We start from the raw sequence: 22,830 nt of genomic DNA, 5'->3' as shown, positions 1-22,830 counted from the left end.
AAATTTTTACGGGAACGTCCACAGTGCTCACCTGTACAGCAGTATTATTGACAGTCGTCGCTGTATCCATAGAGTGGAAACCAGTAGGCCGGTGCAGAGAAGCAAAAGTATGATTGCGGCTCCAAACCCTTGGGCCAACTCATCGGGGCCGGTATACTGCGATGAAATATAGTAGATATAAAATGGGAGGGCTTCATACTGATCAAAGATAGACCGTGGAAGACCTGCTGTTGCGACAGCGCCGGTCAGCATGATTACAGCGGTGTCTTCTGCACAGCGGCCAGTGGCTAGAATAACTCCGGAAAAAATGTTGGAGATGGAATTGGGCAACAGTACCATAGTGATATTCTGCAAGCGTGAAGCACCAAGAGCGGGGGCTGTTTTACGGACAACCGGATCGACTGTCTCAAGTGCTGTCTGCGTTGTCCGGATAATATAGGGAAGCACCAGTGAAGCTAGAGAGACACAGGAGATCAGGAGACAGGTTTTAATCTGTCCATGAAAAGTGCGGTTGAGAAAGATGGTCAGTAAGAGTCCAGCCAGTCCGACAATTATGGAAGGCACTCCAGCAAGAATGTCAAAGGCCAGATTGAGTAATGATTTCATTTTCCCTCTGCAATACTCTGCCATGTAAATGCCTCCGGCAATGCCAACTGGGATAGCAATGAACATCGAGCCAACAATAAGGAAAAGGGTACCGACAATGGCAGGAAAAATTCCGTCAAATACCTGCCGTTTGAGCAATAAGGCATCCAAAGGTACAGTGTCTCCAAAAATCAGGCTTACCCGTAAAGAACTCCATCCCTTGTTTACCAGGTAAGTAAGAAGTAAGAGAAGTGATGCTATAAGCAAAAAGCCTGCAATCCAGGAGAGAACAGCAATGCTCTTTTCAAGAAGTCTTCCCATCATGTTCTTTCCGAAAAGTAAACAGTGAACATGCGAAAGAGTAACATGAGAGCTGCTGTCAGAATGTAGAGAAAAAGACCGCAGACAAAAATGGATTTAAACTCCATGGAATCAAAGTCAAAGGCCATGACCAGAGCAATATGAGCAGTAAGCGTTCTGGCTGACTCGGTCATGGATTCAGGAGCAGCAGTACTGTTTCCAGCAAGCATCAGGCTGACCATGGTATCACCCATGGCACGGCCGAAGCCCAAAAGCACACCATTGACAATACCAGGCCAGGCCAGGGGCAGAATTACATACAGGAGTTTTTGAATTTCACTGCCACCAAGAGCGTCAACGGCAAGAGTAAACCTGGACGAAACCTTGCTAAAACTGTCCACAAAAAACAGGATCATGGTTGGAGCTATGACTAGTGCAAGGACAGGAGCTGCAGTAAGAATACTCATTCCGGTTCCATGTCCGACAAGGCTGCGCATAAGCGGCACTAACAGGAACAGGGCAGCAAAACTATATACTACGGTTGGGATGCCGGTCATCACTCTTATGACGGCCAGCAGAACACGTCGCAATCGAACCGGAGCAAGAGACGTAATCACAAAGCTACAACCAAGGCTTACAGGAAAGCTGATCAGCATACTGACGGTGGCCAAGGTCAAGCTGGTTATCAGCATGGGATAAATGCCGTATAACCCTTTGTCGGGTGCCCAGGAAGAAAACAGCAAGTCTACCAGCTGACCAGACTGCAACAGCGGTAGCCCAAAGAAGAAGAGAAAACAAAAGATCGCGACAGCGAGCAGCCCGCTGAAGACCGCCGCTGCCAGAAACAGGTATTCACTGACCGAGTAGGTCGGAAGTCTCATTGAACCGGGATAAATCCCTTGTCAACGACAATCTGCTGACCTGTAGGGCTGACAATAAACTCCAAAAAGAGTTTGGCCAATCCTGACGGTTCTCCTTTAGTCAAGCTATACAGGCCGCGAGCCACCTTATATTCACCGCTACGGACACTCTCCGGGCTGGGAGCTACCCCGTCAAGGGCTACAGGTGCAACAGAGCTGTCCATGTTGCCCACCGAAACAAAGCCGATAGCAAAGGGATCACCGGCAACAGCAGTTTTCATGGCACCATTGGAAACCACCACATTGGCCTTTGCTGAAATGTCACCCTTTGCCAGTGCTTTTTTCCAGAAAACTTCCCGGGTACCACTGGCTTCATCACGGGTGTACAGGTTTATCTCCCGATCAACCCCGCCGACATCTTTCCAGTTGCTGATCTTACCGGAATAGATATCCTGCAATTGGGTGTTTGTGAGGGACTGTGCTTTATTCTTCGGATGAACTACTGCACCGACACCGTCAACTGCCCACTTCACCAGCTGTAAATTATAGTTATGAATCTCGTCATCACTTGGTTTGCGCCCTGCATTGCCGATATCAACCAGCCCCTCTCCTGCCTGTTTGATGCCAAGACCGGAACCGCCTCCGGCAATGGAGATTTGAATTTGAGGATTAAAATTAATGATCTGTTTGGCAGCCTCCTTCATCACCGGAATATGGGCCGTCCCACCGGCTATTCGAAGGGTTCCTTTCTGCCCTGCGAAGGAAGAAAGATCATCAGATGCAAGCGACCATGACGCAGAAAATAACAGCAGCGCTGCCACAAGAATAGATAGTGATACAGAATAGATGGTTTTCCTCATTTGAATTCTCCAGATAGAAATAATATGATAAAAACAAAAAGAAACAGTATCACGCATGGAGACTATAGAGCAAATAGGAAATATCAATACCAACCGACCCAGACATCGGGAACCGTTATATTTATCGTTTTGGCCAATTGTCAGCAAAAAGCTAAAGATTACTGTAATGGTATGGCGTGGACCCGTCTTACTGAGAACACCCGGTCGTGACGTTGACACCATATTTCCGAGACAGTCCGATTGCAATGTGACTGAAAACCGAAGTAATACATTCTCTTCATAAGAATTACGGTTCGACTCTTGCTTTTGCAACAAGCGTGTATCTGAGGAAAAGCAGTAGTTTCTTTATACCAGTACGTTTTGGCACAATACCCGGAAAATACCCTGGTCCAGCCATATACATCTTACTTTATTTGTGCTCTAATAGCGGACTAGGAACCTGCTATGACTTGCTAAAACAATGAGCTTTTAAAGGAATCACAGGAATTATAAACGTTCGTTCCCTCGCCCGTAAATGTTGCCGGAAGGGTATCTTCGGAGAAAATACTTGAGAAAAATGTGAATAAATAACCCCTACATGGACAAATGGCATCGCACTAGTTTCAAAAGGTCGGGCATGCCTCTTCATGCCTGGCCTTTCCTTTCTGCCGGTAAGTGCCAATGAAATTCAATCTCTCTATGCGTACCAGTCTCATCCTGTCAGTCATCGTACTGGTCTGGGGGACGCACCTCCTACTTGCCCCATCCTTTTATCTTCTGTCAGAGAAGACATTTTATAGTCATGCCCATGATATCATGGATAATATTTCCGACTTCACCTTGGAGCAGTCCTATAATCATCTGGAAAAAGCAAAGGGTGCCGTCACCCTCACCAAACAGTTGCTCAGTGCAAACGTTTTCAATACTGGAACGCTTACCATAAGCTCTCTTGAGCGTTATTTTTTTGATCAGCTAAAGATCCACCCCCACCTGGCCGGGATATATCTTGGGACTCCTGACGGTTCTTTTTATTACGTGAGTCGCAACGAAGCCAAAAAAAAAAATGGATTCAGGACAAAGATAATCAGACACAATGAAAGAGAAAGAAGCGTCATGCTGATCTGGCGAGATGAAAATTTCCGCGAATTACAACGCGAGCAAACACCAGCCGACCCCTATGACCCCCGCAAGCACCCCTGGTATAAACAGGCAGTGCAGAGTCGTGCAATAGGCTGGACCGATCCCTATATCTTCTATACCTCCAAACAACCAGGAGTCACTATTGCCGGACCTTCTTACTGGGAGGACAACAGCCTCAAAGGTGTTATTGGTGTTGACATAGACCTCAAGGAGCTATCGTCCTTTGTAGGCAAACTCCGCGTAGGAAAAACCGGCAAGGCCATGGCAGCTGTAAACAATCAGATCGCGCCAGAATCTCTCTTCGATCTCAAAAAACCAGTCTTCACTTCTTTCACTGCTCAAAAGCAAGATTTTGTGGCCATGTTTACTCCCTTTCCGGGAACAGAACTGGACTGGATCGTTGCCATGTACCTTCCGGAAGAAGATTATCTTGGGAAGATACGGTCAAACAGGCGTACTAATCTTATCGCCACGGTATTGCTCTCACTCATCGCATCCATCCTTGCTTTTCGTTTTGCCAGGGCTATTATTGCTCCAATCAAATGTCTGCAGCAAGAGGCCCGGGCCATTGAAGACCAGGATCTGCAGGTTGACTGTACTCTCAACTCAGTTTTTACTGAACTGCAGGAAACAGCAGATGGTTTCAAACGAATGAAACAGTCCATTGCCAACTACAGTGAAAAGCTCCGTGCCCAGGAAAAAATGTACCGTATCATCACGAATGCGGCCAGTGATGCCATTATCCTCATCAACGAAAAAAGAGAGATTTCCTATCTCAATCCTGCAGCTGAAGATTTTTTCGCCCTTGCCAGTGAGGAGGCAAGGGGGGAAAAATGTCCATGACCTGACCGGAATTTCATGGGATCAAAGGGATTTGGTGAAATTTTCTGCCCGCCCCCTGCAAAACAGAAAAGATCCTGTTGAACTCGAGATTATCAATGAACAGGGAAAACATTGCACGGTGGAAGTAACCCTGTCACCGGTTACTATTAATAAAGAAGTCCATACCGTTGCCATTCTCCGTGATACCAGTGAACGAAACCGAAGTATCGAACTCAAAAAACAACTGGTTCAAGATCTCCACGATGGAGTCGGCGGTAGTCTGGTAAACATCAAACTCCTCTCTCAGATGGTTGTTGATGGAACCATTACCCAACCTACAGAAACCATTCTCAAAAACATCAGCGACATATGTGACGATTCGATACTTGAGATCCGCAGTTTTATGGATATCCTGGACGCCAAGGCGGTTACCTGGGAAAGTCTTTTTGCCGACCTGCATCAGTATTGTGCCAAGGCTGCTGAGTCCCATCAATTACAATTCATCAAGAAATCTGATATTCAGGAGGATGTGCCTGGCCCCTCAGTCCTTCTAGCACTCAATCTCTTTAAAATTGTAAAAGAAGGAATGACCAATATCATTCGTCACGCCAATGCAAAAGAAATTCACCTCTCCCTGCAAGTAGGGCAAGATAATCTTCATTGCAGTCTAAAAGATAACGGAAGTGGCTTATTGCAAAAAAAACGACAGGGTCGGGGGCTGCCCAACATTAAGAATAGAGTTGTACAACTAGGCGGCAAGCTGGCTATCAATGGAACAAACGGGACAAGTATCAGTCTGGTGATCCCGCTAAACACAGCTTCACCACCACTATTGTCCGAGGAACAGGATGATTAACAAAGCCTACTCTAAAAAAAGACAGGAAAATCACGATGGGTATAAAAATAGTGATCGTTGAAGATAATCCCATGCTGCGGGAAAACTTGGAACTGATGCTGGTGGGAGAACCTGGCTTTACAGTGACGGCAAGTTTTGCCACCGGTGAAGAGACTCTGGAAGAACTTGACTCTGTTCCTTACGATCTCCTCCTGGCTGACATTGGTCTACCCGGAATGTCAGGAATAGACCTCATTTCACAGATCAAAACAGAACGTCCCGATCTGGATATCCTGGTGCATACAGTTTTTGATAACCGTGACACTGTTTTCTCAGCCCTAAAAGCAGGTGCTTCCGGCTATATCCTGAAAGGGGCAACGCCACGAGAACTGGTGGAGGCTATACGGGGACTGGCAGCCGGTGGCGCACCGATGAGCCCGAAGATTGCAAGGGCTGTGATCAATGAATTCCAGGACAATACAGTTGATGAACCATTCCTTCTCACCTCCAGGGAAAAAGAGATACTGAAAGGAATGGAACAGGGGTACACCTATAAAGAACTAGGAAAAATACTGTTCATCAGTCCCCATACCATCCACTCTCATATCAAAAAAATTTACGAAAAACTCCACGCCAAAAACAGAAAAGACGCCCTCTCAAAGGCTAGAAAAAAAGGGATTATTTAAAAAAATAGTTTATGGAGAACCCAGCAGCTGAGAGTTTTGCCAATTCCCACACAGCATTCTCCCTGCACTCGCTGTTAATGTAGCTCTGGAGAGGTTTAGAAATCTTTCAGGGCTTCCCCATGACATGATAGATCACCAGCTGCTCCCTATGGGAGCCAGCAGGTACGGTGATAATAAATTCAAGTCGGTAGGATCCCATCCGCTCTGTAGGCAGTGGAGGCACCCGTGCTGTAGACACAGTATAAGAACGTGAACCGTTCAATTGCTTCTGCACACGAGAGAGCAGACGATCATTCACTCTCCATTGCCCCTCAAGCACTCCTGTTCCACGTCATTTAATAATGGCATAGGCCTGTACCATCCCACCGGGCTCAATGCTTAAAACAGACTTGCCATTATCAAACACCATTCGTAGATTGGTAATGGCAATCCCCTCCGCATAAAGGGTCGTGGCTACACAGATCTGTGAGGAAACAAAAAGCATGAGAAAAAGGCCGTAACGCATTGCACTCGTGCTTCTCTTTACTATCCGTAAAAGAATTAACATAATGACTCCAGCGGAAAAAAAGTGTGGCCCTTATGGCAACAATTTAAAAGAGCCCATGGGGAAGGACATGTTTTGGTTGTTGTCCACATCCGAACTGTCAGCTTCAGCACATACGGTAACACAGGGGTCAACTCCTTTTTTCTCTTCCTTGCAGGGCCATGCCCAGCACTTTAGCCAGGTCAGCCAATTGAAAGGGTTTGGTCAGTGCTGCGATAAAGCCGTACTGGCTCCAGTTGGCCATAATTGGATCGTTGGAATAGCCGCTTGAGACAATGACACGAGCCTCCGGATCTATAGCAAGGATGTCCTGCACTGCTTCTTTCCCCCCCACGCCACCTGGAATGGTCAGGTCCATGATAACAACATCCACAGGTGCTCCATTTTTCATCTGATCCTGGTACACTTTTAATGCTTCAGAACCATTCTGAACCAGAATAACATCCTGACCGAGTGTGGTGAGCATCGCCTCAGCCACATTCAACACCAACTCTTCATCATCCATCACCATGACTCGTGCGCCAGGGAGCGATTTAATAGATGTTACCGGTTCCTTGGTAATCTTTTGAACGTTACCAGAGGCTGGCAGGGTGACAATAAACTCTGTCCCCTTGCCAGGAACTGACTGTACTGTAATCATTCCACTATGTTTTTTGATGATTGAGCTGCAGATAGACAGGCCCAGTCCACTCCCTTTTTGTTTGGTGGAGAAAAATGGATCAAAGATATGATCAATAATGTCGCTGGGAATACCCTTTCCGGTATCTTTGATCCTTATTCTAATGCAGTCTGCCGCAGGTGCGTAGAGAGTCCCCTGAATCTGCTCTGAGGAAATATTTTCGCAATGCACCTCAATGGTTCCCCCTTCCGGCATCGCATGGCGTCCATTGAGGATGATGTTCTGAATAACCTGGCCTATCTGCCCCTTATCCACATCAACCAACCAAAGATCCTCGGGGATCGTATAGTTGCAGATGACATTGGATCCGTGCAGGACGAATTCGGCGGAGTCGTGAATGATATCGGCAATAGATGAGGTCTCTTTGACAGGTTCTCCACCCTTTGAAAAGGTAAGGAGCTGCTGGGTGAGATTTTTTGCCCTGAGGGAGGCCTTTTCCGCACTATCCAGGAGTTTTCTGCTCTTTTCTCCCAGCTCTTTATCCTGAGCGACAAGATTGATGTTCCCAAGAATGGCAGCAAGAATATTGTTGAAGTCATGAGCTATCCCACCTGCGAGGACACCAACGGATTCAAGCTTTTTCATCTTCAGGATTTCCTGTTCCAGCATATGTTGTTCGGTGACGTCACGAAACACGATAACAACACCGATGATTCTACTATCCTTGTCCCGTATGGGGGCGGCACTGTCGGCGATGGTTCTTTCCCTGTTTTGCCTGTCGGTGAGGAGGGTCTTGTTGTCAATATATTCAACAAGACCGCTGCTCAACACCTTTTTTACAGGACTCTCGCAAACTTCTCCGCTTGTCTTGTCGGTAATTCGTAAAACCTGCTCCAGAGAAGTTCCCAGTACTTCCTCCTGTGACCAGCCAGTGAGGGCTTCAGCCACACGGTTCATCAGGGTTATTTGTCCATCGATATCCGTAGTGATAACGGCATCGCCGATACTTCTCAAGGTGACGCTCAATCTTTCCCGTTCGGTCAGGAGGCGATTCTCCCTTTCTTCAAGGGTAAGAGACATGTTTTGCAGGCTGTCACAAAGATTTTCAATTTCCACTATTCCCTTTTGTCTCGGCCCCAGACGGTAAGAACCGTCTGCTATCTGCGTAGCGGAACCTGCAATCATTTCCAGTGAGCGGGTTAGCCTCCCGGCCAGGAACCAGCTAAAGAAGAGACTGAGGAGAGCCCAGAAGGCTCCGGCCTGCATGGATTTCTTCTTGAGAAGCTGCGAGCGTTCCAGAAAAAGCTTCTTGGATATGGTCACATGGACATAGCCGAAAAGTTTCTCCTCGAAGAGGATAGGGGTTGTGACTGTAAAAGCGTTTTCCTGCTGCTCAACATAGGAATCGGCCTTGGCATCCTGTCGCAAAAAGGCCCCACTGGTAAGCAGGGGGAGGTGGTTTCCAATTTCTGAAAATTGAGAGTCGGCAAGGATGAGGGCGTCAGGATCTGTTATAAGGGCATGGAGGACTAATGGCGTCGTACTGTATCCAAGAACAACTTCCTCAAGCCCTGCGTAATCTTCCTCAAGAATATAATCAACAATAATAGGAGCAGCGCTTAGAGAGATTGATTTCCCCCACTCGGTAATCGCGTTTGCTGTCTGCTCTTTGATCGACATGGTATGGAAGAAGATGATCGTACCTGTCAGAAGGACGGTGATCGAAGCAAAGGTTGCAAAAAGAATTGTGTGCAGGCGGAATGAGGGCATTAGCTACTCGTTAGCGTTTTTTCCAGGCCTGCACCGCCTTGTTGTAGGATTCTTTAAAGGTGTCATAATCGCTGTCGGAAATGGCCTCTATGGATTGAATTTCCATGGATTTAAAGAGTGCTTTTCCCAGGGGAGTATTTGCGGTAATGGAAGTGAGGCTCTCTGTGATCTGCCGGACGTGCTCCTTGGAAAGATTGGGAGAGACAACAAAAGGAAAGTGGGGAATATCAGGCGATCTGAGAATAAGCCGGAACTTGTTTTTTAAGGATTTCATTTTGGGACTTTCCAGAAAGTTGGTTCTGAACAGGCCGGCATCAATTTTATGGTTGAGTATGCCATAGGCAATAGAATCCTGGGTTCCGAGAAAAACGTATGGATCTGCTGGATTAGTCTGGAGGTTGTTTTCCACAAGATATTCCTGCCAGAAAAGAAACCCTGCATAGGAATGTTGTTTAACAGCACCTATCCGTTTTCCGTGCAGAAGATCTTCTACCCTGGTTATGGGACTGTCTTCCCTCACGAACATCCCTCCAGTAAAGGAAGGTTCTCCTCTGGCGATGGCAGAATAGCCTTTCTTTTCATGGAGTTCGAAGTAGCAGGCAACGCAGGCAAGAAGCAGGTCATACTCACCTTCCAACGCCCTTTTTTGAAAAATGACCTGGTCTGGAGCAGTGACAAGCTTGACAGGATGTCCTGTCGCTTCACTGAGGAATTTTGCCAATGGTTCGAAGACGGTAATAATCGCTTTAGGGGACTTGCTGGGATAAACGCAAAATTTCAGCGGGGGTTGCGCCATTCCTGGTGAGAGTGTCAACAAAAAGAGCATGACAGCGACAACGCCTGTGAGTGTCTTTAAATAGATCTTCATGGAAGAATACCATCCTCATCAACGAAGGAGTAAGAGAAACAGGAATGAACAATAATACTGAATTATTGTATCGGATGGCAGCAACGAAGTCAAATGTCAGTAGTATTCCGGTTGATATATTTGGGATCGGACCACCCCAAGAACCTGAATTCTATTATGCTTTACGGACGCCATCTGTCGCGTCAGCAGCAATAGAGAGGCTATTCTGCAACTGCTTCTCAATGGCGTTAAAGATATCTTCAGTGTGGAGCGGTTTTGTGACATAATCATCCATACCAGCTGCAAGACATTTTTGCCGATCTCCCTGCGTGGCATGAGCGGTCATGGCAATAATCGGGATATGACCACCATACTCTTGCTCATGACTGCGTATTACTGCAGTAGTTTGGTACCCATCCATCTCCGGCATCTGAATATCCATTAATATACAATCAAAAGCCCTACTCATATAGTGATCAACGGCCTCCAAACCATTTTGAGCTGTCGTTATATGAATATGTTCCTTTTCAAGAACGGCTTTGGCCAGGATCATATTGATAGGTTCGTCTTCAACAAGAAGAATTTCGCGATTACTGAGGATGCTCCGCCACCTGATACCATTTTTTTCCACAGTATCCTGAGCAGAGACCAGCGCTTCCGATCCTATATTTGGTAATTTAAAATAAGCAGTAAACCAGAAGGTGGCCCCTTTACCCTCTTCACTTTCCAACCAGATTTCCCCTCCCAGCAACTTTACCAACTGAGAAGAAATACTTAGCCCCAACCCTGTCCCACCATATTTTCTGGTAGTGGAGCTATCAGCCTGGGCAAAGGAATCAAAAATGACTCCTTGTTTTTCAAGTGGGATACCAATTCCCGTATCCTGAACACCAAACTGTAAAAGAACGCTGTCAGAATCAGACTTATTGCATTGAACAAGGATTTTCACAGAACCCTGTTCTGTAAATTTCAAAGCATTGTTCACCAGATTAATGAAAATCTGAAGTAACCGATCCGGATCACCTATAAGAACTGGCGGTATACTATCTCTGGACTCCAATGAAAGGATAACTTTCTGTTTTTCCGCCTTCACCGCCATCATGGAAAATACTTCATCAAGCTTTTCGTCTAGCACAAAAGGGACTTCTTCAATCTCCATCTTCCCTGCTTCAATCTTTGAGAAATCGAGAATACTATTAATGAGACCGAGCAGACGTTGAGCAGAAGAATCTACTATTTCAAGTTGTTTGCGCTGTTCCTCCGTCAGAATACTGTTGAGTACCTGAGTGGTCATCCCCATAATACCATTCATAGGAGTACGAATTTCATGGCTTATGTTTGCCAGGAAGTCACTCTTGGCGATATTTGCAGCCTCCGCAGCTTCCTTGGCAATCAGTAATTGCTCCTGCACAGATCTTCGCTGCAGGATTTCTTCTTCCATTTCCTCCTTAAGCAATTTCTCATTGTTATTTGCTCGTATCTTACTGATAAACAGGTAGCTGAGCAGAGAACCAGGTATTAGAATAAGCAGAATAACCGGGAATTTTTTTTGCTGTTTTTCAAGGCTTACGAGCTTCCAGCCGTTCAGTGCTACAGGAGTTGTATGAATAGTGTATGGAACACTGTCTATGCTGGTGGTGTTTTCATCAAAGGAAATGGGGAGATCTGTCAGCGGATTATCTGCAAACTGCCTGCTTTTGACCAATGTGGCTTTCTGCGCGGGAGAAAGCGGCAAGCTTGCATGATAAAGCCAGTCTTTATCTGTTTCAGAAACCACAAAAACAATACCACTATCAGAAATAAGTGCAGCATGTTGGAAAGAAGACTCGCTCAGTTCAACCTGGATCTGTTGAATTCCAGACTTAATTACAACCACGCCAACGGGTGCACCAGCAGTACCAAAAATGGGAGCACTGAAATAGAGTCCTCTCTCGTTGGTCGTAACACCGACGGCGGCATAACGGGATTCGCGCCCCTTAATGGCATCGGAGAAATAGGGACGAAATTTATAGTTTTCTCCGGTAAGACCTTTTCCGGAGGAGGTTTTACTGGAAGCCGTAACGGTACCTTCATTATCCATAACGTAGACAATCGATACTGAGAGAATATCTTTAGTTGTCTGGAGAAGTTCCAGGATATGGCGATTATCGGGAAGACTCTGGTGGGATGCGTTTTCGATAACCGTCGGCTGCTTGCTCAGTTGCCGGCAAGGAAGAGTGTATTGCGTACTGAGCAACCTTTCTATCGCATTTGCAAGCTGCTCTGTCTGTTGCTTCTGGATGGTGTTAAAATAAAAGCTCTGCGCCTTAAGTGCCAAAAAAACACTTGCGAACAGTACAAATAGGCTCAGAAACAGACTGAGCCAGATCTTACAGGTCGGCCCACTCGTGTTTTTTTTATCTTTTTCACTCTGAGGAGTAGCCATAATATCGAAAAGAATATAAAGGTACTCCCTTATACTGGTAAACGGTAAATAAGTCGGTACTCTGTTCAATACCCCTGCTGGGATGCAAGTACCTGGAGAAAAGTGAAAAGCGACAGTGTTTCTCCGAAAAATCCAGAAGCTACTAAAAAAAACAATAGCGCGACACTCTTACCTTTGTCAATAAGGAATCAAGATGCTACAAATTGCGGCCCTGATATGGTATGCGGCCGGCAAATCGCTATCTGGACCATTGTTCCCGTAATTGAGCGACACCTTCATCCTCCAGATAATCCTGAAAAGGCATCATTCTATCAATTACACCACCTGGTAACAGTTCAATTATCCTGTTGGATATGGTATCAACAAATTGATGATCGTGAGATGAAAACAATATCACTTCCGGAAAGGCAATGAGTCCATTATTGAGTGCGGTTATTGACTCCAGATCAAGATGGTTGGTAGGTTCATCCAGGATAAGACAATTTGCATCTGAAAGCATCATCTTCGCCAGCAGACAGCGTACTTTTTCACCTCCGGAAAGAACACTGGTCTTCTTTAAAGCTTCTTCACCGGAAAAAAGCATCTTTCCCAGAAACCCTCTGGCAAATGTTTCCCCCTCGGTAACAGGAGTGTACTCACCAAGCCACTCAACGAGAGTGACATCTTTGCTAAAATAGGAGCTGTTTTCTTTGGCAAAATAGGAGTGACTCATGGTGACCCCCCATCGAAAGCTACCGCTATCCGGCTCGAGTTCTCCCGTAAGAATCTGAAAGAGTGTGGTCTTTGCAAGACTGTTACTGCCGACAAAACCAATTTTTTCTCCCTTATTCACGACAAGATCAAAATCCTCAAAAAGAGTCACCCCATCCACTGCCTTGGTTAGGCCCTCTATCTCCAGGATAATATCACCACAGGGCCTGCCTGCCTTAAAAGAGATAAAGGGATATTTTCTTGAAGATGTGGGCATCTCTTCAAGAGTCAACTTATCCAGCAGTTTTTTCCTGGATGTTGCCTGTTTTGCCTTGGAAGCATTGGACGAGAAACGACGAATAAATTCCTGTAATTCTTGAGCCTTAGTCGCTGCCTTCTTGTTCTCATTCTGCTTCTGCTGCAATACTAGTTGACTCGCCTGGTACCAGAAATCATAGTTGCCGACATAAACAGATATTTTCCCGAAATCGATATCGGCCACATGGGTACATACCTGATTGAGGAAATGCCTGTCATGAGAGACGATAATGACAGTATTTTGGAATCTATCGAGGAAATTCTCAAGCCAGACGATGGAATCAATATCAAGATTATTTGTCGGCTCATCGAGCAGAAGAACATCCGGTGTACCGAAAAGAGCCTGGGCAAGTAAAACCCGAACCTTTTCACCGCCCTCAAGTTCCTTCATTTTTTTATGAAGAAGATCCTCTGTAATACCTAAACCACTCAGCAGGACAGCTGCTTCAGACTCTGCCTCATAACCATTCAACTCTTCAACCTCTGATTCAAGTTCACCGCTGCGAATCCCATCTTCCTCTGTAAAATCAGCTTTGGCGTACAATACTTCACGCTCAGCAAGCAGATCAAAGAGCCGTTTATGACCCATAATTACAGTATCAATCACCGTCACTTCGTCGAAGGCAAACTGGTCCTGCCGCAGCACTGCAATTCGTTCCCGGCTGCCAACTGAAACGGTGCCATGATCTGGATCAAAATCACCAGCCAGAATCTTCAGAAAAGTTGTTTTTCCGGCACCATTTGCGCCAATAAGGCCATAGCAGTTACCAGGTCTGAACTTAATATTCACATCCTGAAAAATTACCCTCTTCCCATAGGAAAGGGAGATATCGGTTGCAGTAATCATATTTACCCCTTAGCTGCAAAGCTCTTATTGAAAAAAATCGTGTGCTCATCGGAAGGAATTGCGGAATGCAATCCCCACAAACTAGAAACGTCCCTTCCCATGCACTTGGGACAGAGACGCTTAGAAAACGTACTATACTCGGAACAGATCTATTTACATTTACTGGGTGAGAAATTCAAGACCAATCATCTCTTATTGTGGGTATACCCTGACCATTTTATTGTTTTTCCACTCACCAACATACTTAAAGCCACTGGGATATATAAATGTTCCGCGTCCATGCTTAGCCCCATTCTTCCAGCTTCCAACATATTGGTTTCCATTCGCCATCATATAGGTTCCATGGCCACTCATTTTTCCGCCTTCCCACTCCCCGACAAATCGACCACCATCAACACTCTGGTAGGTCCCATGACCATGCCAGTTATCGTTCTTCCACGTGCCTATATAGCTGGTACCGTTTCGCTGACGAAAGCTGCCGTAACCATCTTTCTTGTCATTTTTCCACTCACCGGTATATTGATCACCATTGGCATAGACCAGAGTTCCATTGCCATCTTTCCGGCCATTCTTCCATTCACCGGTATAGCGTTCGCCATTGGTCCAGGTAAAGACACCATGACCATTTTGACAGTCACCGCTTATACAGGTGGTAATGTAACACTCTCCCTTTGCTGTGGTAAAACAGCCCTTACCTACATCAATATCTGCACGCCACTCGCTTTCGTAGACATCACCGTTGATATAAAGGAACCGCCCAGGCCCCTGTTTTTTCCCGGCCACCCAATTCCCTTCAAAACGATCTCCATGAGCAAATGTTAGAGTACCCTTGCCATGTTTCTTGTCATTCTTCCATTGGCCTTCATACCGATCACCACTGGCATTTGTGGCAGTACCCTGGCCATGCCTTTCTCCATTAACCCAGTCTCCAGCATACATATCACCATTTGCCTTTGTGAATGATCCGTAGCCATGCAACTTTCCTTTTTTCCACGCCCCTGAGAGATGTTCTCCTGTATCGAACACAAGTGTCCCTTCACCGTTGGAACAATTTCCCTTAACGCAATCCGACGCGCACCCTGTGAGGGAAAAAACCAAGCAGGCAAGAGGAAATAACAGTATTCGACGGTAAAAGCCCATGCATTATCCACTAAAAAGATTCTGAAAAAATCACCTGACAACCACAATGTATCTATATTAGCCCAAAAATCAATTCTTACAATAAAAGATGCTGTAAAGTTTTTTTTGCCCTTCTATTCCATTCGAGTTAAGGTCAACAGGTATATTCTGCACCGGACAATTACAGAAAACAAAAAAGAGTCGAACATGAAAAGTGAAACAGAGCAGGCCTTAAACGCCTTTATTGAAGAATGGCAGGACACATCTGCAACAAACAAGAAAATTTTTGTCCACTTCAAAGACTATCTGAACCACAAGGAAGGAGTTCTCCTTGATTTCATAGCACGCCCGGGACTAACATATTCTCTTAGAGGCGTTCACAAAGCTCAGAAAGACAAAGACCTTTTTGTGATGGTTGATGTTATCGAAGATGCCACTCGATGGCTTTCAATCTGTTTTTACGGAAATATGATAACAGATCCTGAAGAAAGAGGTGATTTTGTCCCTGGAGGCCTGCTGGGGGAGGATGCAGTCTGTTTCGATCTCGAAGAACAGGATGATGCACTGGTCACATATATCGAGACTCGTCTGGATGAAGCCTGGCTAAACGCTTCATCGAAATAGAATCAAGACTCGAAATACAAGGGCACAATCAGCTAACCTTCCATGATTTGAGGAATAAAACATCCCTGCACATCAATCACTGTGCAGGGATGTTTCATTTTAGTTCTCTTACTGTGCTCGTTTTGATAACGATAACACCCCCTCCCCTACAGGACACCTCTGGACAGTGTTCTGCACATTCGAACTTATTTCAGTCGAAGTACCAGGTATCGACTATATTCACCGGCTCGAACCCTCAAGAGAACCTGCTGACTATTTCCAGAGTTTTTAAGGACATTCTGGAGGTCCTTCAAATTATGGACCCGCTGTCGATTCAACTCTTCGATCAGATGCCCAGGTTTAATACCAGCTTCCTCCGCGACGCTTCCGGGGGTAACACCTGCCACCAAGACACCTTGGTCTGTTTTATAACCAAACTTATCTGCCAGCTCTCTGTTAAGGTTTTGCAGTGATAGTCCCATAGAATTCAGACTTGAATCATCGTCCGTAGTGCGTTGCTTGGCAATACGTCCAAAATCGGCAGGTTGCTCACCAATGGTTACCACAATATTTTTTCTTTTGCCGTCACGACTAAGGATAAAATTCACTTTCCTGCCGGGTTCAATCATGGCCACTCTGTTACGCAAATCTGCGGCTCCACCTAATTCCACGCCATCCATGGACAGCAGAACATCACCTTGCTTCAGCCCTGCTTTATCAGCCGGAGTTCCTTCAGAGACGTCAGTCAGGAGCACACCTTTTGCATTGTCGAGTTGAAAAGAAGTAGCCAGATCCCTGTCAACATCCTGAATAGCTACCCCGAGCCAGCCGCGGGTGACCTTACCAGCACTCATCAACTGTTGCTGAATCGACTTAACCATATTGATGGGAATGGCAAAACCAATCCCCATATAGCCGCCTGATCTTGAAAAAATGGCTGTATTGATTCCGATTACCCTACCATGTATATCCAGGAGTGGTCCGCCTGAGTTTCCAGGATTAATGGCCGCATCGGTCTGGATAAAATTCTCATAATCGTTGATGCCTATACGGTTACGCCCCTTGGCACTGACCACGCCCACTGTAACGGTCTGGTTTAGTTCAAAAGGGCTGCCAATGGCAATAACCCACTCCCCAACTTCAATCTGGTCAGAGTCACCCAGCGATACTGTTGGAAGATTTTTGCCCTCAATCTTAATGAGCGCCACATCAGATTGAGCATCAGATCCAATCACTTTTGCCTTAAACTCTCTCTTGTCATCAAGGCTTACAGTGATGGTGTCTGCATCACCAACCACGTGATTATTTGTCAGGATATATCCGTCATCAGATATAATAAATCCGGAACCAGCTCCTCTCTGTTTATAGGGAGTCTGCCCCTGGCCATTGGGCTGTGGCTGACGAAATCCCGGCCCAAAGAAATGCTCAAAAAAAGGATCATTGAACAAACCAAATGGGTCTTGCCCATGGACCCCATTCCTGTTCTCGATCTCCTTTTCCACCCGGACATGAACCACAGCGGGCGCAACTTCTCGCGCCACCGTGGCAAAAGCCTTTCCGAAACGGTCCACAAAAGCAACATCTTCATCGTTGCCGGCTTGAGCCACTCCTGCAAACAAAAAAACGGATATTAAAGTGAGTGCTGCTATATATTGACTGGAAAAATACTTACAAATAGATCGTCGCATATTTATTACCTCCACTGTTTTTATTATCACCAGTTCGTTATAGGAGTACAGACTACTTGTTTTACAAAAAACAAAATATGCTGAGAGCATGTAAAGTCAAGTTGATTTGGGAAGAATTTATATCCAAGTCAGAACATCAGGAATCTGGAAAGGAATCCACATAATTCAGTGCAAGTGCTTCAACTAATCATTCACCACGATATTTTCATGGATTATTTCAATTTACACATCAGTGTATTTATAGCAATGTTCCCTGGTACACTGAAGTTTAGAATATTACCGCCAATCCGTTGACTATTGTCTGAATTGCCATTCCTCTTTTTATTCAGACGATTCTTATTTTTGCTCTTGGATATAGGTGCAGCGAAAATATTCAAGCTGAGCTATCAGGATGCTGCACCAGCAGCTATGATAGGTGCTTCAAACCACTTTGAGGTTGCTATCGCAACTGCTGTTATGATTTTTGGTCTTTCTTCCGGTGCTGCACTGGCAACCGTTGTAGGCCAAAATGTTCCCCGGATGTACCTCCAATTCCTGCTACCAAAGTCAATATAATTCCACTGGAACCTTTCAATAGATTGTGAGGACTATACGTTTTGCAGGAGTCCGGGGATGAAAGAGGTTTCCTGATCATTTTTTAACCTGCAACTCATGGAAAACAAATAGTAGCCTGTTAAATTTCACGACATTAAGGGGATCAAAAGAAGGAGTATTCAAAAAAAAGGAGGAATATATGGAAACCGGAAGCTGTGACAGTATCCTGGAACTGGCATTGGAAAAAGCTGCAAAAATAATTTGCACAATGAAATGTGGTCTCTGTCCCCTGCGGGAAGAAAACTTCTCTGGATGTCCAGATATCTGCACTGAGCAGACTCGCCCCTGGCGGTGCTGGGTTGCATATCTTCGGGAGGTGGCGGCCATCACCTAATATCAAGACAGAATGATCAGACTGTTCAGCTGCGTTGCCCAGGAGATGCCGAAAAAGCAACAGTTTCCGAAGGAGAAAACTCGAAAAAGACAGGTATTCCTTTACAGAGAAGACTTGGTATTACCAGATGTTTGCCAGTAACTCATGGACAACATCTGTCCTGATATGAAAATTTTGATATATCAGACGGAAATACTGTGCGTTCCTTTTGCCCGAGACCTTCTGTGACAGCTTTACAGGATCGATTAAGATCAGGATCGTCTGTCTGGTCAGGGGAAAGGTCAGCAGTCCCGTAATTATCAGCAACAGAGTTCCAGGCATCAACAAGAAGCTGTGCGTTGGCGGGAATCTCTGACGACTTCAGTGAACGCAGGAACAGAATCGTAACAACAATAAGCAGCAGGATGGGAAAAATGAGATAAATATAAATATATACCATGACGACTCTCCTTTACTAAATTCATCTTTAGCCTGAATTAAAGATAGACCCGTCATGTTAAAATTCTGTTCGGATAGGATTATTTTTTGATTAAAGACTGAACGGGTAGTGCCTGCTGCAGAAAAATGGTTCACCGGGTGATGGCTCGACAAAGAGACTTATCCCGTCCACTGTCAGAGCTTTACCGATGACCGGTGCAAAAAAATCCCCAAGACAGGTCTGAAGCAGCTCCCTTTCGTGTTCATCATCTATCCTGCCAGTGAGAGTGATATGAAAACGGAACTGCTCCATCACGTAGGGATACCCCCAGGTGAAGAGATTGTGTTTTTCATCCTCAGTAAGCGCACCTGTTCCGCGACGATCCAGTTCAATCTGGTTGAGGGGAGCCCTGAATTCATCGAAAACTTGAACACACTCGGCTGCGAGATTATCTATCTCCGACGCTCTCCTCTCCGGACAAAGGCAGAAAAAGTCATTGAGCAGACGAAGGCAAAGGGGAGGTGTTACAAAGGGCTTGCGCTGACGGGTAAAGCTGTTCAAACAGGAGTGCAGCTCTTCCTCATCACGATGCTTTGCAAGCCTGAAGGGAGCCTTTAATGTTCCATGCAGCCCATAGTGCCTTGGAGAGTCAATGATTTCCGCAAGCCTGGCTGCAGAAATACCGGTAAGTGAATTGTGCCCGATCCCTTTTCCCGCCAGACCATTTTGACTCAGCCAGCGATGTCCGATTTTAAACAGCCGGGATTGAGCGGAAGGAGCATAGTAGATTGCAAATCGCATACTGTCCGTCACTCCTCAGCAAGAGAATCAAGCAGATCAAGGAACTGTTTTCCACTGCATGCCAGTTCCGCGGAGTTGTCAAAATGGAGCATCCTTCTGGCCTTTATCGGAGATGCCGTTCTTTGCAGCCGTTTTTCAATGCTTTTGTCATCTTCACGCCCTCTGGCCCGTAAACGCCTGCGGAGAATATCGGGGTCTACTTTTATCCCAAGAGTGGTTACCCGCTCAAAGCAGCGTTCGAAATCACCTACATTCTGCCTGGAAATGGAAATAATGGCGAGCGTATTCTCTTTTTTATCTGGAAGTCCCGTTCGTGGTATACCGTAGAAGTTTCCATGGGCATTCCAATGGGAGATAAAGAAATTGTTCTTGCAGAGAAGGGTAAATGCCGCATGGTCCACAAAATAATTCTGTTCATTGCTGTCAGGCTGCCTGGTTATGTAGCGCTTTACCAGACAGAGGCGACTGTCTTTCCTGAAATACTGGCCGGCCAGACGGAGCAGACTGTCCTTGCCTGCTCCACTCGGTCCGGTAACAAGAAGAATCTTCATTGTGAAGGGCGTCCTGTATGCTACCTGGAGCCATACAGAGCAAGAAAGCGGTCCACATCACGAAAATCATCAATCCGCTCTCTGATGGTCTCATGGTCCCAATCCCACCAGCAGGTTCTTTCAATGGCATCCCTGGTGCTGCTGCGAAAGCGGCTCCGTATCTCTTTTTCAGGGACACCGGCGACAATCGTGTAAGGAGCTACATCGTGGGTCACCACGGAGCCCGCGCCGATAATAGCCCCATTACCGATGCTCACTCCGGGCATGATGGTTGCGCCGTGGCCAATCCACACATCATGGCCGATGACCACCTTTCGCAGTCTCCGTTCAGCAAAAAAAGATTCGTCGTCACTGCCGGCAACTCCATACTGTTTCCTTCTGTACATGATGTGGTGCTGACTCACCCAGTGCATCGGGTGATTGCCGGGGTTAATGCGCACGTCCGAAGCAATATTGACGAACTTACCAATCGTGCTGTAGACAATGGAGCTTCGCTCCATAACGTAGGAGTAGTCTCCCAGGCTGGATTCAACAAATTCGACATGATCACGCAGTTCAGTATAACGCCCCAGTTCCGCAGACCGTACCCTTGCCTTCTCTGAAATAAGCGGGAAAGAGCCAAGGGTGATTTCCGGATCGGGGTTATGAGACTTGATATAAACCATGGTTACTCTCCGCAGAGACAGGCAGTCCCGTTGTAGACGGGACTGCCCTCTTTCAGGGTTAGAATGACTTTAGGGATATTGGCATCTTCTATGACGACCAGGTCGGCAATCTTTCCGGCCCGAATCTCTCCGCGGTCGTTCAATCCCGCAAGGCGGGCAGGCGTGCTGGTAACCATGTCAAAACAGCGTTCGAGGGAAAGGCCAATCTCCCTGTGAGCTGTGTAGGGGGCCTGGAGCATGGAGCTTGGATGATAATCGGAGCAGAGAAAATCACAGGCATTTTCCACGATCAGTTTTCTCGCTGAAACATTGCCGCTCTGGCTCTCTCCGCGCACCACATTAGGTGCCCCCATCCCCGTCGCAATCCCTTTCTTCTTCGCATAGACAGCAATATCAACATCAAGTGGAAACTCGGAAATGCTGACCCCAAATTCCTTGAGCAGATCAATCTTGTGGCGACTGTCATCGTCATGGGAGAGAAGCACCAGATCATGCTCCGCCCCGTAGCGCAGCAGCTCTTCAACCACGGCAAAAGCCCTGGAGCGGCCCCGTATCTTATGGCGGATAATCTCATCGGCATCGCTGTCGCTCAGCTTGTAGACCGGGAGGTGAAATTTCTTCCAGTTTTCAATGGATTTGAACTGACCCTGTCCAGGTGTATGATCCATAACAGAAAGGAGGTGAACGGATTCGTTGTGTATCAGTTCTTTGATCACCCCTACCGATTCAAAAGAAGTCACCTCAAAGCGGGCATGGACAAAATTATCAACTCCGAGCAGATGACGATTGGCTGTATTGATCTCCTCTATCACATGAGCGGCAATCTTTGTGGCCCTATATCCCGTGATGGCCGCATCGTTAAAACCGACGGCATGAAACATGGTGGTTATACCAGCCATTGTAAGTTTTTTATCCAATTCCACAAGGGCTGAAGCGATGGGGAAGTGTGCACCCGGCCGTGGTTCGATCTCTTTTTCAACGGCATCTGAGTGAAGATCCACAAACCCTGGGACAATGAGCCTTTGTCCAAGGTCATAGGCATTTTTCTGTGATTTGAAGGGAGCAACCTTCTCAATGAAACCATGCCTGATAACGACGTCGGCTGGTTGAATGTATCCGTCGGTGAGAACACGGCTCGAACGAAGAACTGAGTTCATCAAGCTGCCTCCTGCCGCATTGCCTTAGGCATGGTGAGAGCCGTCCTGGTGATCTCATAGGTAGTGTCCGCCACTTTTCCAATCTTGGCTTTATCGTGAAAAATTCCGATCATTGCAATACCGTTTCTTTTCAAATCCAGCAGGAGATCAAGAACCCGACTGGAACTCTGGTCATCGAGCGACGCTGTCGGTTCATCCAGGAGGAGAAGCTCTTTGGGTGCAATGACGCCCCGAGCGATGTTGACCCGCTGCTGCTCTCCACCTGAAAAGGTAAGTGGCGAGATGTGGAAAAGTTCTTCACGGATGCCGAGCAATTCAAGGAGACGTGCAGCCTGAAACAGAGACGTCTTTTCCATTTCACCCAGTTCGATAAGGGGGGCGGCCACCGCCTGTATGGCGGTAACACGTGGCAAAACTTTCAGAAACTGGGTGACAAAGCCGATCTCCCGTTTACGAAGATCCAGTATCCTGCTTTCAGAACAGCTTGCCAGATCCACCACTGAGCCATCCCGCCGATGGAAAGAAATGGATCCTGAGTCAGTCAGGTACGTACGGTATATGGCCTTGAGGATGGAGGATTTCCCAACGCCGCTGGGGCCGATCAGAGCCAGCAACTCACCTCTCTTTACCGAAAAAGTGACTTCAGAAAACCCTGAAACCTTGATGGCATCACGGTTATGGAGGGTAAAAGTCTTGCTGATATTCCGGAGCTCAAGTTTTGTCATGTCTTTTTCCTGTCTCCGTTCAAACTGTGCTGTGGAGTACATCGTCTG

21 protein-coding genes and 1 pseudogene are annotated in these 22,830 nt (G+C 46.4%); 6 read left to right on the top strand and 16 right to left on the bottom strand.

The features are described 5' to 3' along the window. Positions 1-27: 27 nt before the first annotated feature. From UWK_RS07730 to UWK_RS07720, 3 genes are read right to left on the bottom strand one after another with little or no spacing between them, the layout of a single operon-like run. Positions 28-909 carry a PstA family ABC transporter permease gene (locus UWK_RS07730; RefSeq protein ID WP_015403806.1) on the bottom strand — a complete coding sequence of 294 codons (882 nt, stop codon included), beginning with the start codon at positions 907-909 and terminating at the stop codon, positions 28-30. Beyond that, positions 906-1,766, bottom strand: a complete 861-nt coding sequence (locus tag UWK_RS07725) for a PstC family ABC transporter permease (RefSeq protein WP_015403805.1) — start codon at positions 1,764-1,766, stop codon at positions 906-908. The genes UWK_RS07730 and UWK_RS07725 overlap by 4 nt, the downstream gene beginning before the upstream one ends. Beyond that, positions 1,763-2,605, bottom strand: coding sequence for a phosphate ABC transporter substrate-binding protein (locus tag UWK_RS07720; RefSeq protein ID WP_015403804.1), 843 nt, complete (start codon positions 2,603-2,605; stop codon positions 1,763-1,765). The genes UWK_RS07725 and UWK_RS07720 overlap by 4 nt, the downstream gene beginning before the upstream one ends. 660 nt (positions 2,606-3,265) lie before the next feature. On the opposite strand from UWK_RS07720, the gene UWK_RS07715 reads away from it, so the two are divergent. From UWK_RS07715 to UWK_RS07705, 3 genes are read left to right on the top strand one after another with little or no spacing between them, the layout of a single operon-like run. Beyond that, positions 3,266-4,567: a PDC sensor domain-containing protein gene (locus UWK_RS07715; protein ID WP_015403803.1), complete on the top strand. Its 1,302-nt coding sequence runs from the start codon at positions 3,266-3,268 to the stop codon at positions 4,565-4,567. A gap of 34 nt (positions 4,568-4,601) precedes the next feature. Next, a complete protein-coding gene (locus tag UWK_RS07710) occupies positions 4,602-5,402 on the top strand; it encodes a sensor histidine kinase (protein WP_015403802.1) in 801 nt (266 codons plus the stop codon). Between the two features lie 35 nt (positions 5,403-5,437). Further along, complete coding sequence (locus UWK_RS07705; RefSeq protein WP_015403801.1) at positions 5,438-6,067, top strand: response regulator transcription factor; 630 nt, start codon at positions 5,438-5,440, stop codon at positions 6,065-6,067. A 331-nt stretch (positions 6,068-6,398) separates the two neighbouring features. Here the strand turns inward: UWK_RS07705 and UWK_RS19335 are convergent, their stop codons facing one another. The 6 genes from UWK_RS19335 to UWK_RS07680 all read right to left on the bottom strand — a co-directional run bounded on the left by UWK_RS19335 (position 6,399) and on the right by UWK_RS07680 (position 15,153). Then, positions 6,399-6,614: a hypothetical protein gene (locus UWK_RS19335; RefSeq protein WP_015403800.1), complete on the bottom strand. Its 216-nt coding sequence runs from the start codon at positions 6,612-6,614 to the stop codon at positions 6,399-6,401. A gap of 127 nt (positions 6,615-6,741) precedes the next feature. Continuing rightward, on the bottom strand, positions 6,742-9,000 hold the full coding sequence (locus UWK_RS07700; protein WP_015403799.1) for a hybrid sensor histidine kinase/response regulator: 2,259 nt from the start codon (positions 8,998-9,000) through the stop codon (positions 6,742-6,744). A 10-nt stretch (positions 9,001-9,010) separates the two neighbouring features. Then, positions 9,011-9,868, bottom strand: coding sequence for a phosphate/phosphite/phosphonate ABC transporter substrate-binding protein (locus UWK_RS07695; RefSeq protein WP_015403798.1), 858 nt, complete (start codon positions 9,866-9,868; stop codon positions 9,011-9,013). Between the two features lie 154 nt (positions 9,869-10,022). Continuing rightward, positions 10,023-12,164, bottom strand: a complete 2,142-nt coding sequence (locus UWK_RS18400) for a hybrid sensor histidine kinase/response regulator (RefSeq protein ID WP_167320730.1) — start codon at positions 12,162-12,164, stop codon at positions 10,023-10,025. 346 nt (positions 12,165-12,510) lie between these two features. Then, entirely contained in the window at positions 12,511-14,127 is a 1,617-nt protein-coding gene (locus tag UWK_RS07685) for an ABC-F family ATP-binding cassette domain-containing protein (protein ID WP_015403796.1), read from the bottom strand. 192 nt (positions 14,128-14,319) lie between these two features. Further along, a complete protein-coding gene (locus UWK_RS07680; protein ID WP_167320729.1) occupies positions 14,320-15,153 on the bottom strand; it encodes an MORN repeat-containing protein in 834 nt (277 codons plus the stop codon). 300 nt (positions 15,154-15,453) lie between these two features. On the opposite strand from UWK_RS07680, the gene UWK_RS07675 reads away from it, so the two are divergent. Then, a complete protein-coding gene (locus UWK_RS07675; RefSeq protein WP_015403794.1) occupies positions 15,454-15,870 on the top strand; it encodes a hypothetical protein in 417 nt (138 codons plus the stop codon). 185 nt (positions 15,871-16,055) lie between these two features. Here the strand turns inward: UWK_RS07675 and UWK_RS07670 are convergent, their stop codons facing one another. Then, on the bottom strand, positions 16,056-17,537 hold the full coding sequence (locus UWK_RS07670; protein ID WP_153304855.1) for a DegQ family serine endoprotease: 1,482 nt from the start codon (positions 17,535-17,537) through the stop codon (positions 16,056-16,058). Between the two features lie 275 nt (positions 17,538-17,812). On the opposite strand from UWK_RS07670, the pseudogene UWK_RS18960 reads away from it, so the two are divergent. Continuing rightward, positions 17,813-18,041 (top strand): annotated as a pseudogene (locus tag UWK_RS18960) (arsenic resistance protein); the annotation flags it as partial. A gap of 229 nt (positions 18,042-18,270) precedes the next feature. Then, positions 18,271-18,465: a hypothetical protein gene (locus UWK_RS07665; protein ID WP_015403792.1), complete on the top strand. Its 195-nt coding sequence runs from the start codon at positions 18,271-18,273 to the stop codon at positions 18,463-18,465. A 142-nt stretch (positions 18,466-18,607) separates the two neighbouring features. On the opposite strand, the gene UWK_RS07660 is transcribed toward UWK_RS07665, so the two are convergent. The 6 genes from UWK_RS07660 to phnL all read right to left on the bottom strand — a co-directional run bounded on the left by UWK_RS07660 (position 18,608) and on the right by phnL (position 22,824). Continuing rightward, positions 18,608-18,904: a hypothetical protein gene (locus tag UWK_RS07660; RefSeq protein WP_015403791.1), complete on the bottom strand. Its 297-nt coding sequence runs from the start codon at positions 18,902-18,904 to the stop codon at positions 18,608-18,610. Positions 18,905-18,994: 90 nt separating this feature from the next. Further along, the gene (locus tag UWK_RS07655; RefSeq protein ID WP_015403790.1) at positions 18,995-19,684 is read right to left on the bottom strand and encodes a DUF1045 domain-containing protein; all 690 of its coding nucleotides are present in this window, start codon (positions 19,682-19,684) and stop codon (positions 18,995-18,997) included. Between the two features lie 8 nt (positions 19,685-19,692). Then, on the bottom strand, positions 19,693-20,235 hold the full coding sequence (locus UWK_RS07650) for a component of phosphonate metabolism (protein ID WP_015403789.1): 543 nt from the start codon (positions 20,233-20,235) through the stop codon (positions 19,693-19,695). A 20-nt stretch (positions 20,236-20,255) separates the two neighbouring features. Continuing rightward, positions 20,256-20,900, bottom strand: a complete 645-nt coding sequence (locus tag UWK_RS07645; RefSeq protein ID WP_015403788.1) for a DapH/DapD/GlmU-related protein — start codon at positions 20,898-20,900, stop codon at positions 20,256-20,258. Positions 20,901-20,902: 2 nt separating this feature from the next. Next, positions 20,903-22,057 carry an alpha-D-ribose 1-methylphosphonate 5-triphosphate diphosphatase gene (locus UWK_RS07640; RefSeq protein ID WP_015403787.1) on the bottom strand — a complete coding sequence of 385 codons (1,155 nt, stop codon included), beginning with the start codon at positions 22,055-22,057 and terminating at the stop codon, positions 20,903-20,905. After that, positions 22,057-22,824, bottom strand: a complete 768-nt coding sequence (phnL, locus tag UWK_RS07635) for a phosphonate C-P lyase system protein PhnL (RefSeq protein WP_015403786.1) — start codon at positions 22,822-22,824, stop codon at positions 22,057-22,059. The genes UWK_RS07640 and phnL overlap by 1 nt, the downstream gene beginning before the upstream one ends. Between the last annotated feature and the right edge of the window lie 6 nt (positions 22,825-22,830).

It is taken from the genome of Desulfocapsa sulfexigens DSM 10523, assembly GCF_000341395.1.
In the GTDB taxonomy this organism is placed as follows: Bacteria; Desulfobacterota; Desulfobulbia; order Desulfobulbales; family Desulfocapsaceae; genus Desulfocapsa; species Desulfocapsa sulfexigens.
Note: the sequence above shows the minus strand (reverse complement) of the source record. Positions and strands in the feature narration are given on the sequence as shown.